Source organism: Citrobacter sp. CK202 (genome assembly GCF_030333225.1).
Lineage (GTDB): Bacteria > Pseudomonadota > Gammaproteobacteria > Enterobacterales > Enterobacteriaceae > Citrobacter_B > Citrobacter_B koseri.
On the sequence record NZ_JAOWGI010000020.1, the window covers coordinates 397,937 to 418,657 of the forward strand.

Here is a 20,721-nt window from a genome sequence, read left to right on the forward strand (position 1 = left end):
TAAAGCGGGTTGCCGTTATATAAGAAGAAAAAATATATTTTTAATTTATTAATTAACGTTGGCGGTGAGTTTTTCCGTTCCGCCAAAATCATTGATAGCGATATACACCACTTCTCCGCTGGCGCTATTCGTTAATCCTTTAACCGTCATGGTTTCGCTGGAGAACGGCTTAATCGACTTACTGTCAATTTCATACTCTTTGGCGCCGACCTTAAACGTTGCGCTGGAGAGTGAAACGTTATAGGGCGAGTCGTTACGGCCAACTAAAGACAGGGTGTTGCCCTGGCGCGTTTGCGACCATTTAACCTGCTTCATCGCCTCACCTGGGGTGCCTTTTAAACCGTCCGGGCGGAAAAATAGCTTAATACGGGTACGGAAAGCGAGTTGCAGTTGGTTCTGGCTTTCGCCGTCTTTCGCCGTTGCTTTTTTGGGAATTTCCAGCACGTTAAACCAGAATAAGGATTCCCGATCCTGCGGCAGCGGCTGCTGTAAATATGTCACACGCACAGACTGGCCTTTCCCTGGATCGATGCGTGAAATGGGCGGGGTAATGACAAAAGGCAGTTTTAATTCCTGCGGGTTAACGTTCGGGCTCCCGTCATCCAGCCAGATCTGAAGTAACAGCGGGTTTTTGCCTCGGTTATCCAGGTTCACAATCACATCTTTCATGGATTGTTGATATACGATGCGTGTGCCGGAGATAACAACGTCGGCGCATGCCTGAAAAGAGGCGATGCCGATCATGGCGGCGGTGAGGGTTTTTAATCCGGTTTTTAACGTCAGGCTGAACATAATGCTACCCACTCCCTGTTGGATGTAACGAAAACATCCTCTGGCTTAAGCCAGAGGATGAAGAACAACAGTCCTGTTGCTTATTGGTAGTTCATGGTGAAGGCAACCTGTGCCTGCACGGAACCGCTGGTTACGCCAGTAGCCGGGCCCATATAAGCGACGGTGTAGTTCAGTTCGCCTTTGCCATCAGTCAGCGTGGTTGACTGAGTGTTGTTAGGATGATCGATTTTGATCAGATCGGTCTTCGTGTTGCCATCGTTGTGCAGAACCAGGCTTACGTTGGTTGCTGAACCTTGCAGGCCAGTTGGTGGAACCAGCGCGCCTTCGTTGCTCGCGGAAGAACCGCCCCAGGAATCAAACTGCGCATCAGCAGACTGCAACTGAGTATCCTCACAGGAAACGGACAGCGCGAACTTAGCCTGGCCCAGGGTACTGTTAACGTCGGCAGCAGTACCTGGGGTGAAGTCTTCTACTGACACGGTCGGCAGAGTGACGTTGAAGTCTTTAGTTGTCTGGGAGCTCAGTGGATCATCTTTCAGCGTGATGTTACAGGTATTCGGGGTGACCAGGCCGTGGAAGGTGATGGTGCCACGATCCGCGTCTGCTGCGAATGCTGAACTGGAAATAGTTGCCAGAACTGCCGCAGCTAATGCGTATTTTTTCAATGCCATTTTGATAAACATCCGTATTAGATAATAAGTGTACTTTACGTTTTTAGAAAAAGTACTTCGTCTGTTAAGCGTAAAGGCCGGCCGGGGAATTACATTAACTTTGCGGAGTATAGGAAAATATTTATTGATAATTGTAATTATCTTTACTTAAATGGTGTTTAAGTAAACTTAACTGATGGTTATTTTGTTGAAAGGTAAGTGTTTTTATTTTTGGTTATTCACCTGATGAATTTGTGAGGAAAAGAATTTAATGATATAAATAAATATAACGATGGATTGTTGAACGTTTGTTTAAATTTTCTGATAACGCCTCCACTAATATTATTAGTTGTCCTGATAAGAAAGGCCGGAATTATTTAAAATAAAAGGAGCTGAAGTTTTTCGGCTCCTTTTATTAATATAATAATATATTTGGGAAATATCAGGCAACCTGTACCGGGATCGCTTTCGCGGTGCGCTTCATTTCATTATCGCCTTCAAAATAGGCGACGTTGGGCTGCCAGCGACGCGCTTCTTCGTCTGACATGGTAACGAAACTTGCGATGATCACGATATCGCCCACCGCAGCGCAGTGCGCCGCTGCGCCGTTCACGGAGATGATTCTGGAACCACGCTCGGCGGCAATCGCATAGGTTGAGAAGCGCTTGCCGTTAGTCACGTTCCAGATATCAATGGCTTCATTTTCAAGAATACCGGCTGCGTCCAGAAAATCTTGATCAATGGCGCAGGAACCTTCGTAGTGCAGGTCCGCCTGAGTCACTTTCACGCGGTGGAGTTTGCCCTGCAGCATAGTGCGAATCATAACTTCTACCTTTAAATCTTAGCGATAACGAAGCAGGCGTCGCCTGCTTTGAGGAAATTCTCAGGCAGTATTGCCTGATTTTTAACCCCTGTCTACTGGGTTAATGTAACGGACTGATTGTCGATCAGGCGAGCCTGACCCAGCCATGCCGCCATCAGGATCACCGCGCGTTTGCTGCTATCGGTGAGTTCCAGCAGCGTGTCCGCGTCGCGAATCTGAATGTCATCGGCGCGGAAGCCTTTTTCATTCAGCTCCTGCTCGGCGACGGCGATCATCTCTTCCAGATCGCGATTACCCGCCAGCAATTTCTCGGCGACGCTGTTCATCACCTTATTTAAGCCAGGAGCAATTTTGCGCTGTTCGGCGGTCAGGTAACCGTTACGCGAACTCAGCGCTAAACCATCTTTGGCGCGAATAATCGGTACGCCGACGATCTCGATGTCGTAGCCCATATCGGCCACCATCTTGCGGATTAAAGCCAGTTGCTGGAAGTCCTTTTCGCCAAAGCAGGCGATGTCCGGCTGGACGAGATTGAAGAGTTTGCTGACGATGGTGGAAACACCACGAAAATGGCCCGGACGGCTGGCGCCTTCCAGCATGGTGGACAGCCCAGGAACATCAACGTAAGTCTGGCCGTCGGTGCCTTGCGGGTAAATTTCCGCTGGCGCCGGCGCGAACACGAAATCCACTTTGCGTTTGTTCAGCTTTTCGCAATCTTCCTGCAACGTTCGTGGGTAGCGTACCAGATCGTCCGGGCGGTCAAACTGCATTGGGTTCACGAAAATACTGACCACCACGACGTCAGCGCGCGCTTTCGCTTCCTCTACCAGTTTCATATGACCATCGTGCAGGTTGCCCATCGTTGGCACCAGCGCAATGCGTTTACCGTCCTGGCGCAGGCGGCGAATATGCTGTCGCAGCAGCGGCAGGGTTTCAATAATTAGCACAACAAGACTCCTTAAGTTGCCTGATGGACCGTGGTTTGTAGGCCTGATAAGCGTAGCGCCATCAGGCATTTTGCCGGATGGCGACGCAGGGCGTTTTATCCGGCCTACAAGCACCCCATTAATGGAAGCTGTGTTCTTCGCCCGGATAGACGCTGGACTCAACCTCGGCAATATACTGCCGCACGGCGGCGCGCATGTCGCCTGCTTCCGCCAGGAAATTTTTAGCAAATTTCGGAATGTGGCCGCCGGTAATGCCGAAGGCGTCGTGCATCACCAGGATCTGACCGTCGGTTACGTTGCCTGCGCCAATGCCAATGACCGGAATAGAGAGCGCTTCGGTGACGCGTTTAGCAAGCTCAACCGGTACGCATTCCAGCACCAGCAACTGCGCGCCTGCCGCTTCCAGCGCCAGCGCATCATCCAGCAGTACCTGCCCCGCATCGCCGCGCCCCTGGATCTTATAGCCGCCAAAGATGTTGACGGACTGCGGCGTCAGGCCCAGATGGCCGCACACCGGCACCGCGCGTTCGGTGAGCATTTTTACCGTATCGACCAGCCAGGCGCCGCCTTCGATTTTGACCATATTCGCCCCCGCGCGCATCACCACGGCGGCGTTTTCAAACGCCTGCTCCGGGGTGGCATAGGCCATAAACGGCAGGTCGGAGAGCAGGAGACAGTTAGGCGCGCCACGGCGCACCGCACGCGTGTGGTAAGCGATATCTTCTACGGTAACAGGCAGGGTGGAATCGTGTCCCTGAACCGTCATGCCCAGCGAGTCGCCTACCAGCATCACGTTGATACCCTCGTCAGCGAAGAGTCTGGCAAAGCTGTAATCGTAGGCGGTGATAGTTGCGAAGCGCTTTTTCTCTTGCTTACATTTTTGCAGCAAGGCGATAGTCGTCGGTTTCATAACGTTTCCTGATGGTGGAGGTCATATTAACCGGCATTTTAACAGCAGCATTGATGGGGGCAATGGATTTAAGCAATCGATTAACCCGAAAGCAGTAAACGCTAAAGAGGGGCGGGCAATTTACCAGTGGGCAGGTTTTTCTGCTGCGAGACGCGTGAGGTAATGATGCAGCGTGACGCCGTCCGGGAACACCAGGTTGGGGGCGATTTCAAAGAGCGGCCACAGCATAAAACCGCGATTTTTCATGTCGTAGTGCGGTATCGTCAGACGGGGCGTGTTTATTACGTTATCACCAAACAGCATGATGTCGAGATCGAGCGTGCGCGGCCCCCAGCGTTCGGCTTTGCGAACGCGGCCCTGTTGTAACTCAATACGCTGCGTGTGGTTGAGCAGTTCTTCCGGCGCCAGTTGGGTTTCCAGCGCAACGGCGGCGTTCAGGTAGTCGGGCTGATCCTGCGGGCCTAGCGGGGGAGTGCGGTAAAACGAGGAAACGGCAACAATGCGGCTGTCCGGGATGTCGCCGACAGCCTTCACGGCAGCATTAACCTGCTCCAGCGGAGAGGCTAAGTTGCTGCCGAGCGCGATATAGGCAACCGTCACGCGGTTCCCTCGCGGCGTGGCGCGCGTTTGCGCGGACGACGATGGCGGCGGCGCGGCGCGGGGTCTTCATCCAGTTCATTCAGCATGCCTTTCTGATCGGGCGGCGCTGAAACCTGGAACTCGCCCCACCACTGCGCCAGACGTTGCAGTTCAGCGTTGTTTTCCACCTCGGCGCGCAACGCCAGCAGATCGTATGCGGCGCGGAATTTCGGGTGCTCCAGCAGCTTCCAGGCGCGTTTGCCCTGGCGGCGGGACATCCGCAACTGGAGTTGCCAGATATCACGGGTTAACGTGGTGAGGCGTTTCGGGATCGCCAGCGAACGGCACGCTTCGTCCAGCACCTCGTTCATGGCCAGCGCAAAGGCGTCGTAATAGGCCAGGCCGCTCTCCTGAGCGATTTTCTGCGCCATTTCCAGAAGCGGATACCAGAACATGGCGGCAAACAAGAACGCCGGGTTAACGCGCATGTCGTTATGAATGCGGTTATCGGTATTTTTCAGCACCTGCGCAATGATGCGCTCCATCGCGCTGTCGCCGTTTTCGGTGAAATAACGCGTAATGGTGGGGAACAGGGGCTGGAACAGGCTGTATTCACGCAGCTTTTTGTAGGTTTCGAAACCATATCCCGCTTGCAGAAGCTTCAGGGACTCTTCAAACAGACGCGCGGGCGGAATATCGTTGAGTAAGGTCGCCAGGCGCGGAATCGGCTCTGCGGTTTCCGGGCTGATGCGCATATCGAGTTTTGCGGCGAAACGGACTGCACGCAGCATTCGCACCGGATCTTCGCGGTAACGCGTTTCAGGGTTGCCGATCAGGCGAATCACGCCGTCTTTCAGATCCTGCATACCGCCGACGTAATCGCGCACGGTGAAATCCGCCACGCTGTAATAGAGGCTGTTAATGGTGAAGTCGCGACGCTGGGCGTCTTCTTCAATGGAGCCGAAGATGTTATCGCGCAACAGCATGCCGTTTTGCCCGCGCTGGGAGGTGGCGCGGTCGCTGTCGTTGCCTTCATGGTGACCACGAAATGTCGCCACTTCGATAATCTCCGGGCCGAACATGACGTGCGCCAGACGGAAACGGCGACCCACCAGACGACAGTTACGGAACAACTTCCGCACCTGATCCGGCGTTGCATTGGTGGTGACATCGAAATCTTTCGGTTTTTTGCCGAGCAGAAGATCGCGCACGCCGCCGCCAACCAGCCAGGCCTCATATCCCGCTTTATTGAGCCTGTACATTACTTTCAGAGCATTTTCACTGATATCTTTGCGGGAAATAGCGTGCTGCTCACGCGGGATTACCGTCATATGTGGACGGGCGACGGCAAGCTCGGCCTCGCTCTCCTCGCGGTTTAGCACCTTGCGGCAAAAATTAGCGACTCGGGTAAAAATAGTGCACCTCGGTAGTGTCAAACATCAATCAGGACAAGTTACTGCGTAAAAATAGCGGCTAATCATAGCTCAGCAAGACGCATTTGAGAATGCTGGATTTACACTTGCCGATTTCGGCACCGTCGTAAGCGTCCAGTTATCCACCGCATACTGCAATAATTCGTCGGTATGCATATCCTGCCATTGCGCCGTGGCGTTCTGGCCCAGAAAGCGCAGCGCGGCAATGAGTACGGGGCGTGGATCACCCTCCGGCAAGGCTGGGGCATGATTCTGTTTGGAAAGTTTAGCGCCTTGTTCGTTGAGCGCCAACGGCAGATGAATATAGTCCGGCGCGCGCCAGCCGAACTGCTGGTACAACGAAATTTGCCGTACCGTGGGTTCGATTAAATCCGCGCCGCGCACGATTTCCGTGACGCCCTGAAAATGATCGTCCACGACCACCGCCAGGTTATAGGCGAACAGACCATCGCGGCGATGAATAATAAAATCCTCGCGCGCCAGCAGCGGGTCGGCCTGGATATCGCCGCGCAGCACGTCATGAAATTGCATCACCGGACTGAACTGTTTAATCCGCACGGCGGCATTTTCCGGCCCATGCTGCAAGGTTCGGCAATGGCCGTCGTAAACGCCGCCGATGCGTTGAATACGCGCGCGCGGGCAGGTGCAGTAATAGCTTAAATTCTGCTGGCGCAGCCAGGCGAGCGCGTCGCGGTAGGCGTCATGGCGTTGGGACTGCCACAATATATCGCCATCCCAGTGCAGGCCGTAATGTTCCAGCTGACGCAGAATTGTCTCTGCGGCACCGGGAACTTCACGAGGGGGATCGATATCTTCAATGCGTACTCGCCAGATCCCATGCTGAGAGCGGGCTCGCAGGTAACTACCGAGGGCGGCGATCAGTGAACCAAAGTGCAGCTCGCCAGAGGGGGACGGGGCGAAGCGGCCAATATAGTGTGCGTTGGTCATACCGGTGGACAATATAAAAGAATAAGGCGGGAGATAACCCCGCCCGGATTTTGCCGGATGGCGGCGCAAACCCTTCATCCGGCCTATGAATTGTTGCCAGGCAGGATAAGCGTAGCGCCATCCGGCGTTCTACGGTCTGACGGGATTAGCCCGCCATTTGTTTTTCGCGGATCTCAGCCAGCGTTTTGCAGTCGATGCACAGATCGGCTGTTGGACGCGCTTCCAGACGGCGAATACCAATTTCGACACCGCAGGATTCGCAGTAGCCAAAATCTTCGTCTTCCACTTTCTTCAGCGTTTTCTCGATCTTTTTGATCAGTTTGCGCTCACGGTCGCGGTTACGCAGCTCAAGGCTAAATTCTTCTTCCTGCGCGGCACGGTCAACCGGATCAGGGAAGTTAGCCGCTTCGTCCTGCATATGAGTCACAGTGCGATCGACTTCATCCCTGAGTTGATTACGCCATGCTTCAAGAATACGCTTGAAGTGCGACAGCTGGGCTTCGTTCATATACTCTTCGCCCGGTTTCTCCTGGTACGGCTCCACCCCAGCGATGGCGAGAATACTCAGGGACGATGTTTTACGGTTTTGCCCTTCTTGCATGTTGCTTCTCCTTAACACGCACTATCGATCCCCATTGTCGGGGGAAAAATCAGGTCGCTATAAATAGCAGATGCTTTTCAGGATAGCAATTATCTAAACGTAACACTTGACAACCCTGTGAGGAAAAGCGTATTTGCGTACGCGACCAGAATACTAATTAACCGATTGTTTACGCCATTATAAAGTCATGGGTAACGGTTCTTTTAGAGTCATACCTTCGGCAGAAAGTTCGGCTTTATAAACCAGAATTTCTACCCCCTTTAGCTGTGCTTCAATCAATAGTTGCGCATATTTTGCATCGATATGCCGCGCGGGTGAAAACCGTGTAATGGCTGAATGCAGCACCGCGAATAACACCACGGCGCGATGGCCTTCAGCCGCTACGCTCATCAGTTCCCGAAGGTGTTTTTGCCCCCGTAAGGTGACGGCATCGGGAAAATAACCATACTCTTGTTCCGCTAATGTGACCGATTTCACTTCAATATAGCAGTCGGGTCGGGAATCTGCCTGTAACATGAAATCAATACGGCTGCGTTCCGCGCCGTATTTTACTTCGCTTTTTAACAGGCTGTAGCCTGAAAGTTCTGAAAGCTGCTCATTCTGAATCGCTTCCTTCGTTAATCTGTTTGCCCACAGGGTGTTAACGCAGATAAGTGCGCCTGTCCGGGTTTGCGTTAATTCCCAGGTGTGCGGATATTTGCGTTTAGTATTTTCTGATGTCGAATACCAGACGGTATCGCCCGGCGTGGCGCATCCGGTCATCGCACCGGTATTTGGGCAGTGTAACGTTAATTCCGTGCCGTCCGGTGTAATGACATCGGCTAAAAAACGTTTGTAGCGCTGAATTAAGGTGGCACGCTGTAATGGCGGAGAGAACTGCATGTGATTTCCTTAAAGCCTGCTTTTGCAGACTATTTTATTCGGTAAGCGTCCAGCGCTGTAGTTGTGTGTAACGTGTGCGGCCGCGTTCGAACGACGAGGCATAAAGCGCAAATTCAGTGACCGGAAACGACCAGCAAAAACCCGGCGCTGGAATGGCGACCGCATGGCTGGCGTCGCGCAGCAGAGTAATATGCGGATGAAAAGGCTGCGGGCTTTGATAACAACCGCTGCGCGCCGCCTGGGCGCGTAACATGTTCGCCAGTTGCAGCAGCCCGCGCGGCGGCTGTCGCATCCCCAGCCAGACGACCCGCGAACGTAGCCACTGGCCCGCGTCATCCAGCCTGAGCGTAAAGCCCGGCTGACGGATGCGTCCGGCAAGCTGTGATAACGCCTGTTGCTTGCTCGCGCTCACCTCGCCTAAAAACGCCAGCGTCAGGTGCAAATTCGCTGCGGCGACCGGCCTGCCGTCGTCCGGGGAAAAATGACCGGCGCGCCAGGCGATGATCTGCTCACGAACCTCGTCGGGCAATTCAATGGCAAAGAACAGCCTTTTCGGCTCAGACATGATGGGTACTCGGTTATGAATTAACGCGATGCTACAATGCAGCGCGAAGAATGTTAACCCTCTGGAGCCATTTGTGACGTCGTTGCCCGTTGCCGCCGTACTGCCCGAATTACTTGCCGCGCTTGAAAGCGCGCCCCAGGTTTTGCTCACTGCCCCAACCGGCGCGGGGAAATCGACCTGGCTGCCGTTGCAGTTTCTGACGCATAAAGGCATTCAGGGGCGAATTATCCTGCTGGAGCCGCGCCGCCTGGCGGCACGCAATGTGGCGCAGCGGCTGGCGGAACTCCTGAACGAGAAGCCCGGCGAGACGGTCGGTTATCGGATGCGCGCGCAAAGCTGTGTTGGCCCGCAGACGCGGCTTGAAGTGGTGACGGAAGGGGTGCTGACAAGAATGATCCAGCGCGATCCCGAGCTGAACGGCATCGGGCTGGTGATCCTCGATGAATTTCATGAGCGTAGTTTGCAGGCGGATCTGGCGCTGGCCTTGCTGCTGGACGTGCAGCAAGGGCTGCGTGACGATCTGAAACTGCTGATCATGTCTGCGACGCTGGACAACGGGAAGCTGCAACAGCGGCTTCCTGATGCGCCGCAGGTGGTGTCTGAGGGGCGTGCCTGGCCCGTTGAGCGTCGCTACCAGTCACTTCCGGCCCAACTGCGTTTTGATGAGGCGGTGGCCATCGCCACGGCAGATTTGCTGCGTCACGAAACCGGCTCTCTGCTGCTGTTTTTACCGGGCGTTGGGGAAATTCTGCGCGTACAGGAACACCTGGCCGCGCGCGTGGCGGATGATGTGCTGTTATGCCCGCTGTATGGCGCGTTGTCTCTGGAGGCGCAGCGTAAAGCGATACTGCCTGCGCCGCGCGGGATGCGCAAAGTCGTGCTGGCGACCAATATTGCCGAAACCAGTTTAACCATCGAGGGTATCCGTCTGGTGGTGGACAGCGCGCAGGAGCGCGTGGCGCGCTATGACGTGCGAACCGGCCTGACGCGGCTGATTACCCAGCGCGTCAGTCAGGCCTCCATGACGCAGCGAGCCGGACGCGCCGGGCGTCTGGAACCGGGCGTGTGTGTTCACCTGCTGGCGAAAGAGCAGGCGGAAAGGGCGGCGGCGCAAAGCGAGCCGGAGATTTTACAAAGCGATCTGTCCGGTTTATTGCTGGAGCTGTTGCAATGGGGATGCAGCGATCCCGCGCAACTCAACTGGCTGGACCTTCCCCCGGCCGCCAACGTGCAGGCAGCCCGGCGGCTGTTGCAGATGCTGAATGCGCTGGATGGTGAGCGGCTGAGCGCGACGGGGCAGAAAATGGCGCGGCTTGGCAACGACCCCCGTCTGGCGGCGATGCTGGTCAGCGCCGGCAATGACAGTGAAAAGGCGACGGCGGCGAAACTGGCGGCGATTCTGGAGGAGCCGCCGCGCGCGGGCAATACCGACCTCAGCGTGGCGTTTTCGCGCCAGCAACCGGGCTGGCAGCAGCGTAGCCAGCAGCTCCTGAAACGGCTCAACGGGCGAGGCGGCGAGGTGGACGGCACGATGCTGGCGCCGCTGCTTGCGCAGGCGTTTGCCGATCGTATCGCGCGTCGACGCGGTCAGGAAGGGCGCTATCAACTGGCGAATGGCATGGGCGCGGTGCTCGACGCCGATGACGCGCTGGGTCGCCATGAGTGGCTTATCGCACCGTTGCTGTTGCAGGGGAGCGCGTCGCCGGATGCCCGTATTCTGCTGGCTTTACCGCTGGATATCGAGGCGCTTATTCAGGCATGTCCGGCGCTGTTGCAGCAGTCTGACACGGTAGAGTGGGACGACGCGCAGGGAACGTTAAAGGCGCTGCGCCGAATGCGCATCGGGCAACTGACGGTAAAAGTTCAGCCGCTGGCTAAGCCTTCGGAAGAGGAACTGCACCAGGCGATGCTCAATGGCATTCGCGATAAAGGGCTAAGTGTGCTCAACTGGACGCCGGAGGCTGAACAGTTCCGCCTGCGTCTGCTGCGCGCGGCGCAATGGTTGCCGGAGTACGACTGGCCCGCCGTTGATGACGCTTCTCTTCTGGCGACGCTGGAAAGCTGGCTGCTGCCGCACATGACGGGCGTTCATACGCTGCGCGCCCTGAAAGCCCTGAATATTACCCAGGCGTTACGCGGCCTGCTGGACTGGTCTATGCTGCAACGTCTGGATAGTGAGCTGCCCGCGCATTACACTGTGCCGACGGGAAGCCGGATAGCCATTCGTTATCACGAAGATAACCCGCCAGCGCTGGCGGTCAGAATGCAGGAGATGTTTGGCGAAGCGAATACGCCTGCTATCGCGCAGGGGCGTGTGCCGCTGGTGCTGGAGTTGCTCTCACCGGCTCAACGCCCGCTACAGATTACGCGCGATTTAAGCGCGTTCTGGCAGGGAGCGTACCGCGAGGTACAAAAAGAGATGAAAGGGCGTTATCCCAAACATGTCTGGCCGGACGATCCGGCGAATACCGCGCCGACGCGGCGCACGAAGAAGTATTTATGACTGCCGGATGGCGCTGTGCTTATCAGGCCTGCTCGCTCAAATGTAGGCTGGATAAGGCGAAGCCGCCATCCGGCATAAACATGGCAGAAAATTGAGAGATTTCTTCTTCTGTCGACTGACGGAAGGACAGAGAATCGGGCCTTTGCGCCTGTATGTTGCGGAGAAAAAGCATGGCCGGGAATGACCGCGAGCCAATTGGACGCAAAGGGAAACCACCGCGTCCGGTGAAACAAAAGGTAAGCCGTCGTCGACTCAGAGATGAAGAGTACGACGACGATTATGATGATGACTATGAGGATGAAGAACCGATGCCGCGTAACGGTAAGGGCAAAGGGCGTAAGCCTCGTGGCAAGCGTGGCTGGCTCTGGCTACTGCTAAAACTGTCGATTGTTTTTGTCGTGCTGATTGCGATCTACGGCGTCTATCTGGATCAAAAAATCCGTAGCCGTATTGATGGCAAAGTCTGGCAGCTTCCTGCGGCGGTATATGGCCGGATGGTTAACCTTGAGCCGGAAATGCCCGTCAGCAAGAATGAAATGGTGAAATTGCTGGAGGCCACCCAGTACCGTCAGGTGACGAAAATGACGCGTCCCGGCGAGTTTACCGTGCAGGCGAACAGCATCGAGATGATCCGCCGTCCGTTTGACTTCCCGGACAGCAAAGAAGGGCAGGTGCGTGCGCGTCTGACCTTTGACGGCGGCCATCTGGATACGATCGTGAATATGGATAACAACCGCCAGTTTGGTTTCTTCCGTCTCGATCCGCGCCTGATCACCATGCTCTCTTCGCCGAACGGCGAACAGCGCCTGTTCGTGCCGCGCAGCGGTTTCCCGGATCTGCTGGTGGATACGCTGCTGGCGACGGAAGACCGTCATTTCTATGAGCACGATGGCGTTAGCCTGTATTCCATCGGTCGTGCGGTGCTGGCGAACCTTACCGCCGGGCGCACGGTTCAGGGGGCGAGTACGCTGACGCAACAGCTGGTGAAAAACCTGTTCCTCACCAGCGAACGCTCCTACTGGCGTAAAGCGAACGAAGCTTACATGGCGCTGCTGATGGATGCGCGCTACAGCAAGGACAGGATCCTTGAGCTGTACATGAACGAAGTCTATCTCGGCCAGAGCGGCGATAACGAGATTCGCGGCTTCCCGCTGGCGAGCCTGTACTACTTTGGCCGCCCGGTTGAAGAGTTGAGTCTCGATCAGCAGGCGCTGCTGGTGGGGATGGTGAAAGGGGCGTCAATCTACAACCCGTGGCGTAACCCGAAACTGGCGCTGGAGCGTCGTAATCTGGTGCTGCGTCTGCTGCAACAACAGCAGGTGATCGACCAGGAGCTGTACGACATGCTGAGCGCGCGTCCGCTGGGCGTGCAGCCGCGCGGCGGGGTGATCTCGCCACAGCCAGCCTTTATGCAGATGGTGCGTCAGGAGTTGCAGGCGAAGCTCGGCGACAAAGTGAAAGACCTTTCTGGCGTGAAGATCTTCACCACTTTTGATTCCGTGGCGCAGGATGCGGCTGAAAAAGCGGCCGTTGAGGGCATTCCGGCGCTGAAGAAACAGCGCAATCTGAGCGATCTGGAAACCGCGATTGTGGTGGTAGACCGCTTCAGCGGCGAGGTGCGTGCGATGGTCGGCGGGGCGGAGCCGCAGTTCGCCGGGTACAACCGTGCGATGCAGGCGCGCCGTTCTATCGGCTCTCTGGCAAAACCGGCAACCTATCTGACGGCGTTAAGCCAGCCGAAGCTGTATCGCCTGAACACCTGGATTGCCGACGCGCCGATCGCGCTTCGTCAGCCGAACGGGCAGGTCTGGTCTCCGCAGAACGATGACCGTCGTTACAGCGAAAGTGGCAAAGTGATGCTGGTGGACGCGCTGACGCGCTCCATGAACGTGCCGACGGTGAATCTGGGGATGGCGCTGGGGCTTCCTGCCGTCACCGATACCTGGATGAAGCTGGGCGTGCCGAAAGATCAGCTGCATCCGGTTCCGGCCATGCTGCTGGGGGCGCTGAACCTGACGCCAATCGAAGTGGCGCAAGCGTTCCAGACCATCGCCAGCGGCGGCAACCGGGCGCCGTTGTCAGCATTGCGTTCGGTGATTGCGGAAGACGGTACGGTGCTGTATCAGAGCTTCCCGCAGGCTGAGCGCGCGGTTCCGGCGCAGGCGGCGTATATGACGTTGTGGACGATGCAGCAGGTTGTGCAGCGCGGCACCGGGCGTCAGCTGGGCGCGAAGTATCCGGGCCTGCATCTGGCGGGTAAAACCGGGACCACCAACAACAATGTCGATACCTGGTTTGCAGGGATTGATGGCAGCCAGGTGACGATTACCTGGGTGGGTCGCGATAATAACCAGCCGACGAAACTGTACGGCGCCAGCGGCGCGATGTCGATTTATCAGCGTTATCTGGCGAACCAAACGCCAACGCCGCTGACGCTGACGCCGCCGGAAGATGTGGTGGATATGGGCGTTGATTACGACGGTAATTTCGTCTGTAGCGGTGGAATGCGTGCGCTGCCGGTCTGGACGACCGACCCGGACGCGCTGTGCCAGCAGGGCGAAATGATGCAACAGCAGCAGCCGACCGGGAATCCGTTCGATCAGTCTTCTTCACAGCAACAGCAGCCTCAACAGCAGCAACCGGCGCAGCAGGAGAAGAAAGACAGCGACGGCGTGGCGGGGTGGATCAAGGATATGTTTGGTAGTAACTAACCGTTGTGCCTGATGGCGCTGCGCTTATCAGGCCTACAGAACCAATAAACGCATTGGATCTTGTAGGCCGGATAAGGCGCGTCAGCGCCGCCATCCGGCAAGATGGCAAAAACAGGCGCGAACCGTAGGCCGGATAAGGCGCGCCAGCGCCGCCATCCGGCAAATTTCCGCAGAATAACATTCCAGCCTAAATCATTAACCCTTCCTTTTCATCTGGTTATTTCTTAACCCCTTAGTTTTGATAGGGGCGCGTATTGCTTGCTATCGCGCCAACGTTTCGAATATTATGCTGCGGTCATAAGAATAATTCTCGTTTACGTTATCATTCACTTTTCATTAGAGATATACCAATGGCGCGTCTTAAAACTGCTCAGCCAAACTCTTCGCTGCGTAAAATCGCAGTCGTAGTAGCCACAGCGGTTAGCGGCATGTCTGTCTATGCACAGGCGGCGGTTGAACCGAAAGAAGAAACTATCACCGTAACCGCTGCACCTGCCCAGCAGGAAAGTGCCTGGGGGCCGGCGGCGACCATCGCGGCCAGACAATCCGCCACCGCGACCAAAACGGATACCCCCATTCAAAAGGTGCCACAGTCTATTTCTGTGGTAACTGCCGAGGAGATGGCGCTGCATCAGCCTAAATCTGTGAAAGAGGCGCTCAGCTACACTCCTGGTGTTGCCGTGGGCACCCGTGGCGCGTCTAACACTTATGATTACCTGATCATCCGCGGTTTCGCCGCTGACGGCCAAAGTCAGAACAACTATCTGAATGGCCTGAAGATGCAGGGTAACTTTTACAATGATGCGGTGATTGACCCTTATATGCTGGAGCGCGCTGAAGTCATGCGCGGCCCGGTTTCCGTTCTCTACGGAAAAAGCAACCCTGGTGGTTTGTTGAACATGGTCAGCAAGCGTCCAACCACGGAACCGCTGAAAGAAGTTCAGTTCAAGATGGGTACCGACAGCCTGTTCCAGACCGGTTTTGACTTTAGTGATGCTCTGGATGACGATGGTGTTTACTCTTATCGCTTAACCGGCCTTGCGCGTTCTGCGAATGCCCAGCAGCAAGGTGCGGAAGAGCAGCGTTATGCCATCGCGCCATCTTTCAGCTGGCGTCCGAATGATAAAACCAACTTTACCTTCTTGTCTTATTTCCAGAATGAACCGGAAACAGGTTATTACGGCTGGCTGCCGAAAGAAGGGACAGTGACTAAGTTACCGAACGGTAAGCGTCTCTCTACCGATTTCAACGAAGGTGCGAACAACAATACCTATTCTCGTAACGAGAAGATGGTGGGCTACAGCTTCGACCACGAATTTAACGACACCTTTACCGTGCGTCAGAACCTGCGTTACGCGCAAAATAAAGTCTCGCAGAACAGCGTGTATGGCTACGGTATGTGCTCCGATCCGCTCTATACAAAGGATCCGGCTAATAGTCCTTGCGCCAGCGTTCCTCAGTCAGATTGGGGTCATACGCTGACTCGTCAGTACGTTATCGATAATGAGAAATTGCAGAACTTCGCTGTCGATACCCAACTGCAAAGCAAGTTTGCAACGGCCGATGTGGATCACACGCTGCTGACCGGCGTTGACTTTATGCGTATGCGTAACGATATTGACTCCTGGTTTGGCTATGCTGGTTCTGTAACGCCGTCCGACATCTATAACCTTGATCGCAGTGACTTCGATTTTGGCTCACACCCTGGCCCTTCAGGCCCTTACAAAGTGCTGAACAAGCAGAAGCAGACTGGCTTGTACGTGCAGGATCAGATGCAATGGGATAAGGTGCTGGTTACCCTGGGTGGTCGTTATGACTGGGCTGACCAGGAGTCCTTCAACCGTGTTTACGGTACTACCGATAAGCGCGATGACAAACAGTTCACCTGGCGTGGCGGTGTTAACTACCTGTTCGACAATGGCGTAACCCCGTATTTCAGCTATAGCGAGTCGTTTGAACCGGCTTCGCAGACGGGGGAAAGCGGTAATATCTTTGCTCCATCCAAAGGTAAGCAGTACGAAGCTGGTGTGAAATACGTGCCGAGCGATCGTCCGATCGTGATTACCGGTGCAGTGTATCAGCTCACCAAAACCAACAATCTGATGCCCGACCCGAATGGATCGTCCTGGTCAGTCGAAGGCGGTGAAATTCGTTCACGTGGTGTGGAAATTGAAGCGAAAGCCGCGCTGTCTGCAAGCGTCAACGTGGTTGGTTCTTATACCTATACCGATGCGGAATACACTACCGACACCAGCTACAAAGGCAACACGCCTGCTCAGGTGCCTAAACATATGGCATCATTGTGGGGTGATTACACCCTCTATGACGGCGCGCTTTCCGGGCTGACGTTGGGTACGGGTGTTCGTTATACTGGCTCCAGCTATGGCGACCCGGCAAACTCCTTCAAAGTGGGGAGCTATACGCTGGTGGATGCGTTAGTACGTTACGATCTGGCGCGCGTTGGTATGGCTGGGTCTAACGTGGCGCTGCATGTGAACAACTTGTTTGACCGTGAGTACGTCGCAAGCTGCTTTAACACCTATGGCTGCTTCTGGGGCGCGGAGCGTCAGGTCGTTGCAACCGCAACCTTCCGTTTCTAATTTCTCTTTGGGCACGGTTCGCCGTGCCCGCTTTACAAGTTGGCCGCTATGCAGGAAAACACAACCCGTCCCGACACGACTTTTGCCCTACGTAATGTCTCCTTTCGTGTGCCTGGCCGCACGCTTCTGCATCCTCTTTCGCTGACCTTTCCGGTGGGTAAAGTTACCGGGCTTATTGGTCACAACGGTTCAGGTAAATCAACCTTACTGAAAATGCTGGGGCGGCATCAACCGCCGTCGGAAGGCGACGTGTTGCTCGACGATCAGCCGTTGAACAGCTGGAACAGTAAAGCGTTTGCCCGCAAGGTCGCCTATCTGCCGCAGCAGCTTCCGCAGGCGGAAGGGATGACGGTGCGCGAGCTGGTGGCGATTGGGCGTTATCCGTGGCACGGCGCGCTGGGGCGTTTTGGCGTAACCGACAGAGAAAAAGTGGAAGAGGCGATTACGCTGGTGGGACTAAAACCACTGGCGCACCGTCTGGTGGACAGCCTCTCCGGCGGGGAACGTCAGCGGGCGTGGATCGCCATGCTGGTGGCCCAGGATAGCTGCTGCCTGCTACTCGACGAACCCACCTCCGCGCTGGATATCGCGCATCAGGTTGATGTGCTGGCGCTGGTGCACCGCTTAAGCCAGCAGCGTGGGCTGACGGTGATTGCCGTTTTGCACGACATCAACATGGCGGCCCGCTACTGTGATTATCTGGTGGCGCTGCGCGGTGGCGAAATGATTGCCCAGGGTACGCCAGCAGAGTTGATGCGTGGTGAAACGCTGGAGCTGATTTATGGCATCCCGATGGGAATTTTGCCGCATCCGGCTGGTGCCGCACCCGTGAGTTTTGTCTATTAATGAGCGGCTTACATTCTATTACCCGACGTCGATTGTTAACGGCGATGGCGCTTTCTCCTCTGCTCTGGCAAATGGGGCAAGCCCGGGCCGCAACCGTCGATCCTCATCGTATTGTCGCCCTGGAATGGTTGCCGGTAGAGTTGCTGTTAGCGCTCGGCATCATGCCTTACGGCGTGGCGGATATTCCCAATTATCGCCTGTGGGTTAACGAGCCCGCATTGCCGGAGTCGGTCATTGACGTTGGGCTGCGTACCGAACCTAATCTGGAACTGCTGACCGAAATGAAGCCCTCATTTATGGTCTGGTCGGCAGGCTATGGCCCTTCGCCTGAAAAGCTGGCGCGTATCGCGCCGGGGCGCGGCTTTAGCTTCAGCGATGGCAAAAAGCCGTTAGCGGTAGCGCGTCAGTCGTTAATTGAAATGGCGCAACTGCTTAATCTTGAGTCTGTGGCCAGCCGCCATCTGGCGGAATACGATAGCTTTATCGACAGCCAGAAACCGCGCTTTGCCCGGCGTGGCGACCGGCCTCTGCTGCTGATGACGTTGCTCGATCCGCGCCATATGCTGGTTTTCGGCCCGAACTGCTTATTCCAGGAGACGCTGGACGCGTTCGGCATTCGCAATGCCTGGCAGGGGGAAACCAATTTCTGGGGCAGCACTGCGGTCGGTATCGACCGGCTGGCGGCCTATAAAGACGCTGACGTCCTCTGTTTTGATCACGGCAATAACCCGGATATGGCTGCGCTGATGGCGACGCCGCTGTGGCAGGCGATGCCGTTTGTGCGCGCCGGACGTTTTCAGCGCGTGCCTGCCGTCTGGTTTTATGGCGCGACGCTGTCGAGCATGCGTTTCGTGCGCATTCTGGATAATGCGCTGGGAGGTAAAGCGTGAGTCGACGTATTGCGCTATTTCCGGCGTTGCTGCTGGCGGTGTTATTTATCGCTGCTGCCTGGTTGACCTGGTTTAACTTCTCCATCGCATTGCCGCGCAGCCAGTGGCAGCAAGCGTTCTGGTCGCCGGATATCGACAGCATTGAGCAAATGATTTTCCACTATAGCCTGCTGCCACGCCTGGCGATCGCCTTGCTGGTCGGGGCCGGACTTGGGCTGGTGGGCGTATTGTTCCAGCAGGTGCTGCGTAACCCGCTGGCGGAGCCAACGACGCTCGGCGTGGCGACAGGGGCGCAGCTCGGGATTACGCTAACGACGCTATGGGCGATTCCCGGCGCGATGGCCACGCAATTTGCGGCGCTGGCAGGCGCGTGCGTGGTGGGGGCGCTGGTGTTTGGCGTCGCCTGGGGAAAACGCCTGTCACCGGTTACGCTGATTCTCGCCGGTCTGGTGGTGAGCCTGTATTGCGGGGCGATTAACCAGCTGATGGTGATTTTCCACCACGACCAGTTGCAAAGCATGTTCCTGTGGAGCACCGGAACGCTGACGCAAACCGACTGGAGCGGGGTGCAGAGGCTGTGGCCGCAGTTGCTGGGCGGCGTGATGCTCACCTTGCTATTGCTGCGTCCGATGACCCTGATGGGGCTGGATGACGGCGTAGCGCGCAATCTGGGGCTGGCCTTGTCGCTGGCGCGTCTGGCGGCTTTATCGCTGGCGATCGTGCTCAGCGCGATGCTGGTTAACGCCGTTGGGATTATCGGCTTTATCGGCCTGTTCGCCCCGCTGCTGGCGAAAATGCTTGGGGCGCGTCGCTTACTGGCGCGCCTGATGCTGGCGCCGCTGATTGGCGCGCTGATCCTCTGGCTTTCCGATCAGACCATTTTGTGGCTGACCCGCGTCTGGATGGAGGTCTCTACGGGTTCCGTGACGGCGCTGATTGGCGCGCCGCTGTTGCTGTGGCTGCTGCCGCGTCTGCGCAGCATGAGCGCGCCGGCAATGAACGCTAATGACCGCGTAGCGGCGGAACGCCAGCATGTGCTGAGTTTTGCGCTGGCAGGCGGTGTCGTGCTGCTGTTGGCGGTGTTCGTGGCGCTCTCTTTTGGCCGTGACGCGCACGGCTGGAACTGGGCGAGCGGCGCGCTGCTGGATGAACTGATGCCCTGGCGCTGGCCGCGTATTCTGGCGGCATTGATTGCGGGCGTGATGCTGGCGGTGGCGGGGTGCATTATTCAACGCCTGACCGGAAACCCGATGGCCAGCCCGGAAGTGCTGGGTATCAGCTCCGGCGCGGCGTTCGGCGTGGTGCTGATGCTGTTCCTGGTGCCGGGTAACGCTTTTGGCTGGCTGCTGCCTGCCGGGAGCATCGGCGCGGCGGCGACGTTGCTGATCATCATGGTCGCGGCAGGACGCGGGGGCTTTTCTCCGCACCGTATGCTGCTGGCGGGGATGGCGCTCAGTACGGCGTTTACGATGCTGTTGATGATGTTACAGGCGAGCGGCGATCCGCGCATGGCGGGAGTGCTGACCTGGATCTCCGGTTCGACCTACAACGCGTCGGAAGAACAGGTGGTACGCACCGGCATTGTGATGGTGATTCTGTTGGCGATTACGCCGCTGTGTCGTCGCTGGTTAACCATTTTACCGCTGGGCGGCGAGACGGCGCGGGCGGTGGGTATCGCGTTGACGCCATCGCGTGTTGGGCTGTTGTTGCTGGCGGCCTGTCTGACGGCGACCGCGACGATGACCATTGGGCCGCTGAGCTTCGTCGGGCTGATGGCGCCGCATATCGCGCGGATGCTCGGTTTTCGCCGCACGATGCCGCATATGATTATGTCGGCGCTGGCGGGGGGAATACTGCTGGTTTTCGCCGACTGGTGCGGCAGAATGGTGTTGTTCCCGTATCAAATCCCGGCGGGATTGCTCTCGACGTTTATCGGCGCGCCGTATTTTATTTATCTGTTACGTAAGCAGAGCCGGTAATGGTGCTTTATCCGGCCTACGGCGCCATATGTAGGCCGGGTAAGCGTAAGCGCCACCCGGCA

General features: G+C 56.4%; 17 protein-coding genes. 6 read left to right on the forward strand and 11 right to left on the reverse strand.

Annotated elements, in window-relative coordinates; translation table 11 throughout:
• Nucleotides 1-48 precede the first annotated feature (48 nt).
• From OGX84_RS05415 to thpR, 11 genes are all read right to left on the reverse strand, one after another.
• Nucleotides 49-792, reverse strand: a complete 744-nt coding sequence (locus OGX84_RS05415) for a fimbrial chaperone (RefSeq protein ID WP_047458866.1) — start codon at nucleotides 790-792, stop codon at nucleotides 49-51.
• Between the two features lie 80 nt (nucleotides 793-872).
• Nucleotides 873-1,463, reverse strand: a complete 591-nt coding sequence (locus tag OGX84_RS05420) for a fimbrial protein (protein WP_112001175.1) — start codon at nucleotides 1,461-1,463, stop codon at nucleotides 873-875.
• A 421-nt stretch (nucleotides 1,464-1,884) separates the two neighbouring features.
• A complete protein-coding gene (panD, locus tag OGX84_RS05425) occupies nucleotides 1,885-2,265 on the reverse strand; it encodes an aspartate 1-decarboxylase (RefSeq protein ID WP_012134019.1) in 381 nt (126 codons plus the stop codon).
• Between the two features lie 92 nt (nucleotides 2,266-2,357).
• Nucleotides 2,358-3,212, reverse strand: a complete 855-nt coding sequence (panC, locus tag OGX84_RS05430) for a pantoate--beta-alanine ligase (RefSeq protein WP_024130695.1) — start codon at nucleotides 3,210-3,212, stop codon at nucleotides 2,358-2,360.
• Between the two features lie 118 nt (nucleotides 3,213-3,330).
• Complete coding sequence (gene panB / locus OGX84_RS05435) at nucleotides 3,331-4,122, reverse strand: 3-methyl-2-oxobutanoate hydroxymethyltransferase (protein ID WP_012134017.1); 792 nt, start codon at nucleotides 4,120-4,122, stop codon at nucleotides 3,331-3,333.
• A 120-nt stretch (nucleotides 4,123-4,242) separates the two neighbouring features.
• Complete coding sequence (gene folK, locus OGX84_RS05440; RefSeq protein WP_112001173.1) at nucleotides 4,243-4,722, reverse strand: 2-amino-4-hydroxy-6-hydroxymethyldihydropteridine diphosphokinase; 480 nt, start codon at nucleotides 4,720-4,722, stop codon at nucleotides 4,243-4,245.
• Nucleotides 4,719-6,116: a polynucleotide adenylyltransferase PcnB gene (gene pcnB, locus OGX84_RS05445; RefSeq protein ID WP_204267647.1), complete on the reverse strand. Its 1,398-nt coding sequence runs from the start codon at nucleotides 6,114-6,116 to the stop codon at nucleotides 4,719-4,721. The genes folK and pcnB overlap by 4 nt, the downstream gene beginning before the upstream one ends.
• A 69-nt stretch (nucleotides 6,117-6,185) precedes the next feature.
• A complete protein-coding gene (gene gluQRS, locus OGX84_RS05450) occupies nucleotides 6,186-7,082 on the reverse strand; it encodes a tRNA glutamyl-Q(34) synthetase GluQRS (RefSeq protein ID WP_112001679.1) in 897 nt (298 codons plus the stop codon).
• 145 nt (nucleotides 7,083-7,227) lie between these two features.
• Entirely contained in the window at nucleotides 7,228-7,683 is a 456-nt protein-coding gene (gene dksA / locus OGX84_RS05455) for an RNA polymerase-binding protein DksA (RefSeq protein WP_001155232.1), read from the reverse strand.
• Nucleotides 7,684-7,860: 177 nt separating this feature from the next.
• Nucleotides 7,861-8,565 carry a DNA/RNA nuclease SfsA gene (gene sfsA, locus OGX84_RS05460; RefSeq protein ID WP_012134013.1) on the reverse strand — a complete coding sequence of 235 codons (705 nt, stop codon included), beginning with the start codon at nucleotides 8,563-8,565 and terminating at the stop codon, nucleotides 7,861-7,863.
• 34 nt (nucleotides 8,566-8,599) lie between these two features.
• Complete coding sequence (gene thpR, locus OGX84_RS05465; protein ID WP_112001172.1) at nucleotides 8,600-9,130, reverse strand: RNA 2',3'-cyclic phosphodiesterase; 531 nt, start codon at nucleotides 9,128-9,130, stop codon at nucleotides 8,600-8,602.
• Between the two features lie 73 nt (nucleotides 9,131-9,203).
• Between thpR and hrpB the strand changes: the two genes are divergently transcribed.
• The 6 genes from hrpB (at nucleotide 9,204) to fhuB (ending at nucleotide 20,659) form a co-directional block, all read left to right on the forward strand.
• Complete coding sequence (gene hrpB / locus OGX84_RS05470) at nucleotides 9,204-11,633, forward strand: ATP-dependent helicase HrpB (RefSeq protein ID WP_181574521.1); 2,430 nt, start codon at nucleotides 9,204-9,206, stop codon at nucleotides 11,631-11,633.
• Nucleotides 11,634-11,803: 170 nt separating this feature from the next.
• Nucleotides 11,804-14,344 (forward strand): bifunctional glycosyl transferase/transpeptidase, encoded by a 2,541-nt coding sequence (gene mrcB, locus OGX84_RS05475; protein ID WP_012134009.1) that lies wholly within the window; start codon nucleotides 11,804-11,806, stop codon nucleotides 14,342-14,344.
• Between the two features lie 350 nt (nucleotides 14,345-14,694).
• Nucleotides 14,695-16,944: a ferrichrome porin FhuA gene (gene fhuA, locus OGX84_RS05480; protein ID WP_012134008.1), complete on the forward strand. Its 2,250-nt coding sequence runs from the start codon at nucleotides 14,695-14,697 to the stop codon at nucleotides 16,942-16,944.
• Nucleotides 16,945-16,992: 48 nt separating this feature from the next.
• Nucleotides 16,993-17,790: a Fe3+-hydroxamate ABC transporter ATP-binding protein FhuC gene (fhuC, locus tag OGX84_RS05485; protein WP_286457531.1), complete on the forward strand. Its 798-nt coding sequence runs from the start codon at nucleotides 16,993-16,995 to the stop codon at nucleotides 17,788-17,790.
• Nucleotides 17,790-18,680 carry a Fe(3+)-hydroxamate ABC transporter substrate-binding protein FhuD gene (fhuD, locus tag OGX84_RS05490; RefSeq protein WP_112001169.1) on the forward strand — a complete coding sequence of 297 codons (891 nt, stop codon included), beginning with the start codon at nucleotides 17,790-17,792 and terminating at the stop codon, nucleotides 18,678-18,680. The genes fhuC and fhuD overlap by 1 nt, the downstream gene beginning before the upstream one ends.
• Nucleotides 18,677-20,659, forward strand: a complete 1,983-nt coding sequence (gene fhuB, locus OGX84_RS05495; RefSeq protein ID WP_058668589.1) for a Fe(3+)-hydroxamate ABC transporter permease FhuB — start codon at nucleotides 18,677-18,679, stop codon at nucleotides 20,657-20,659. Before fhuD ends, fhuB begins: the two co-directional genes overlap by 4 nt.
• The last annotated feature ends 62 nt before the right edge of the window (nucleotides 20,660-20,721 follow it).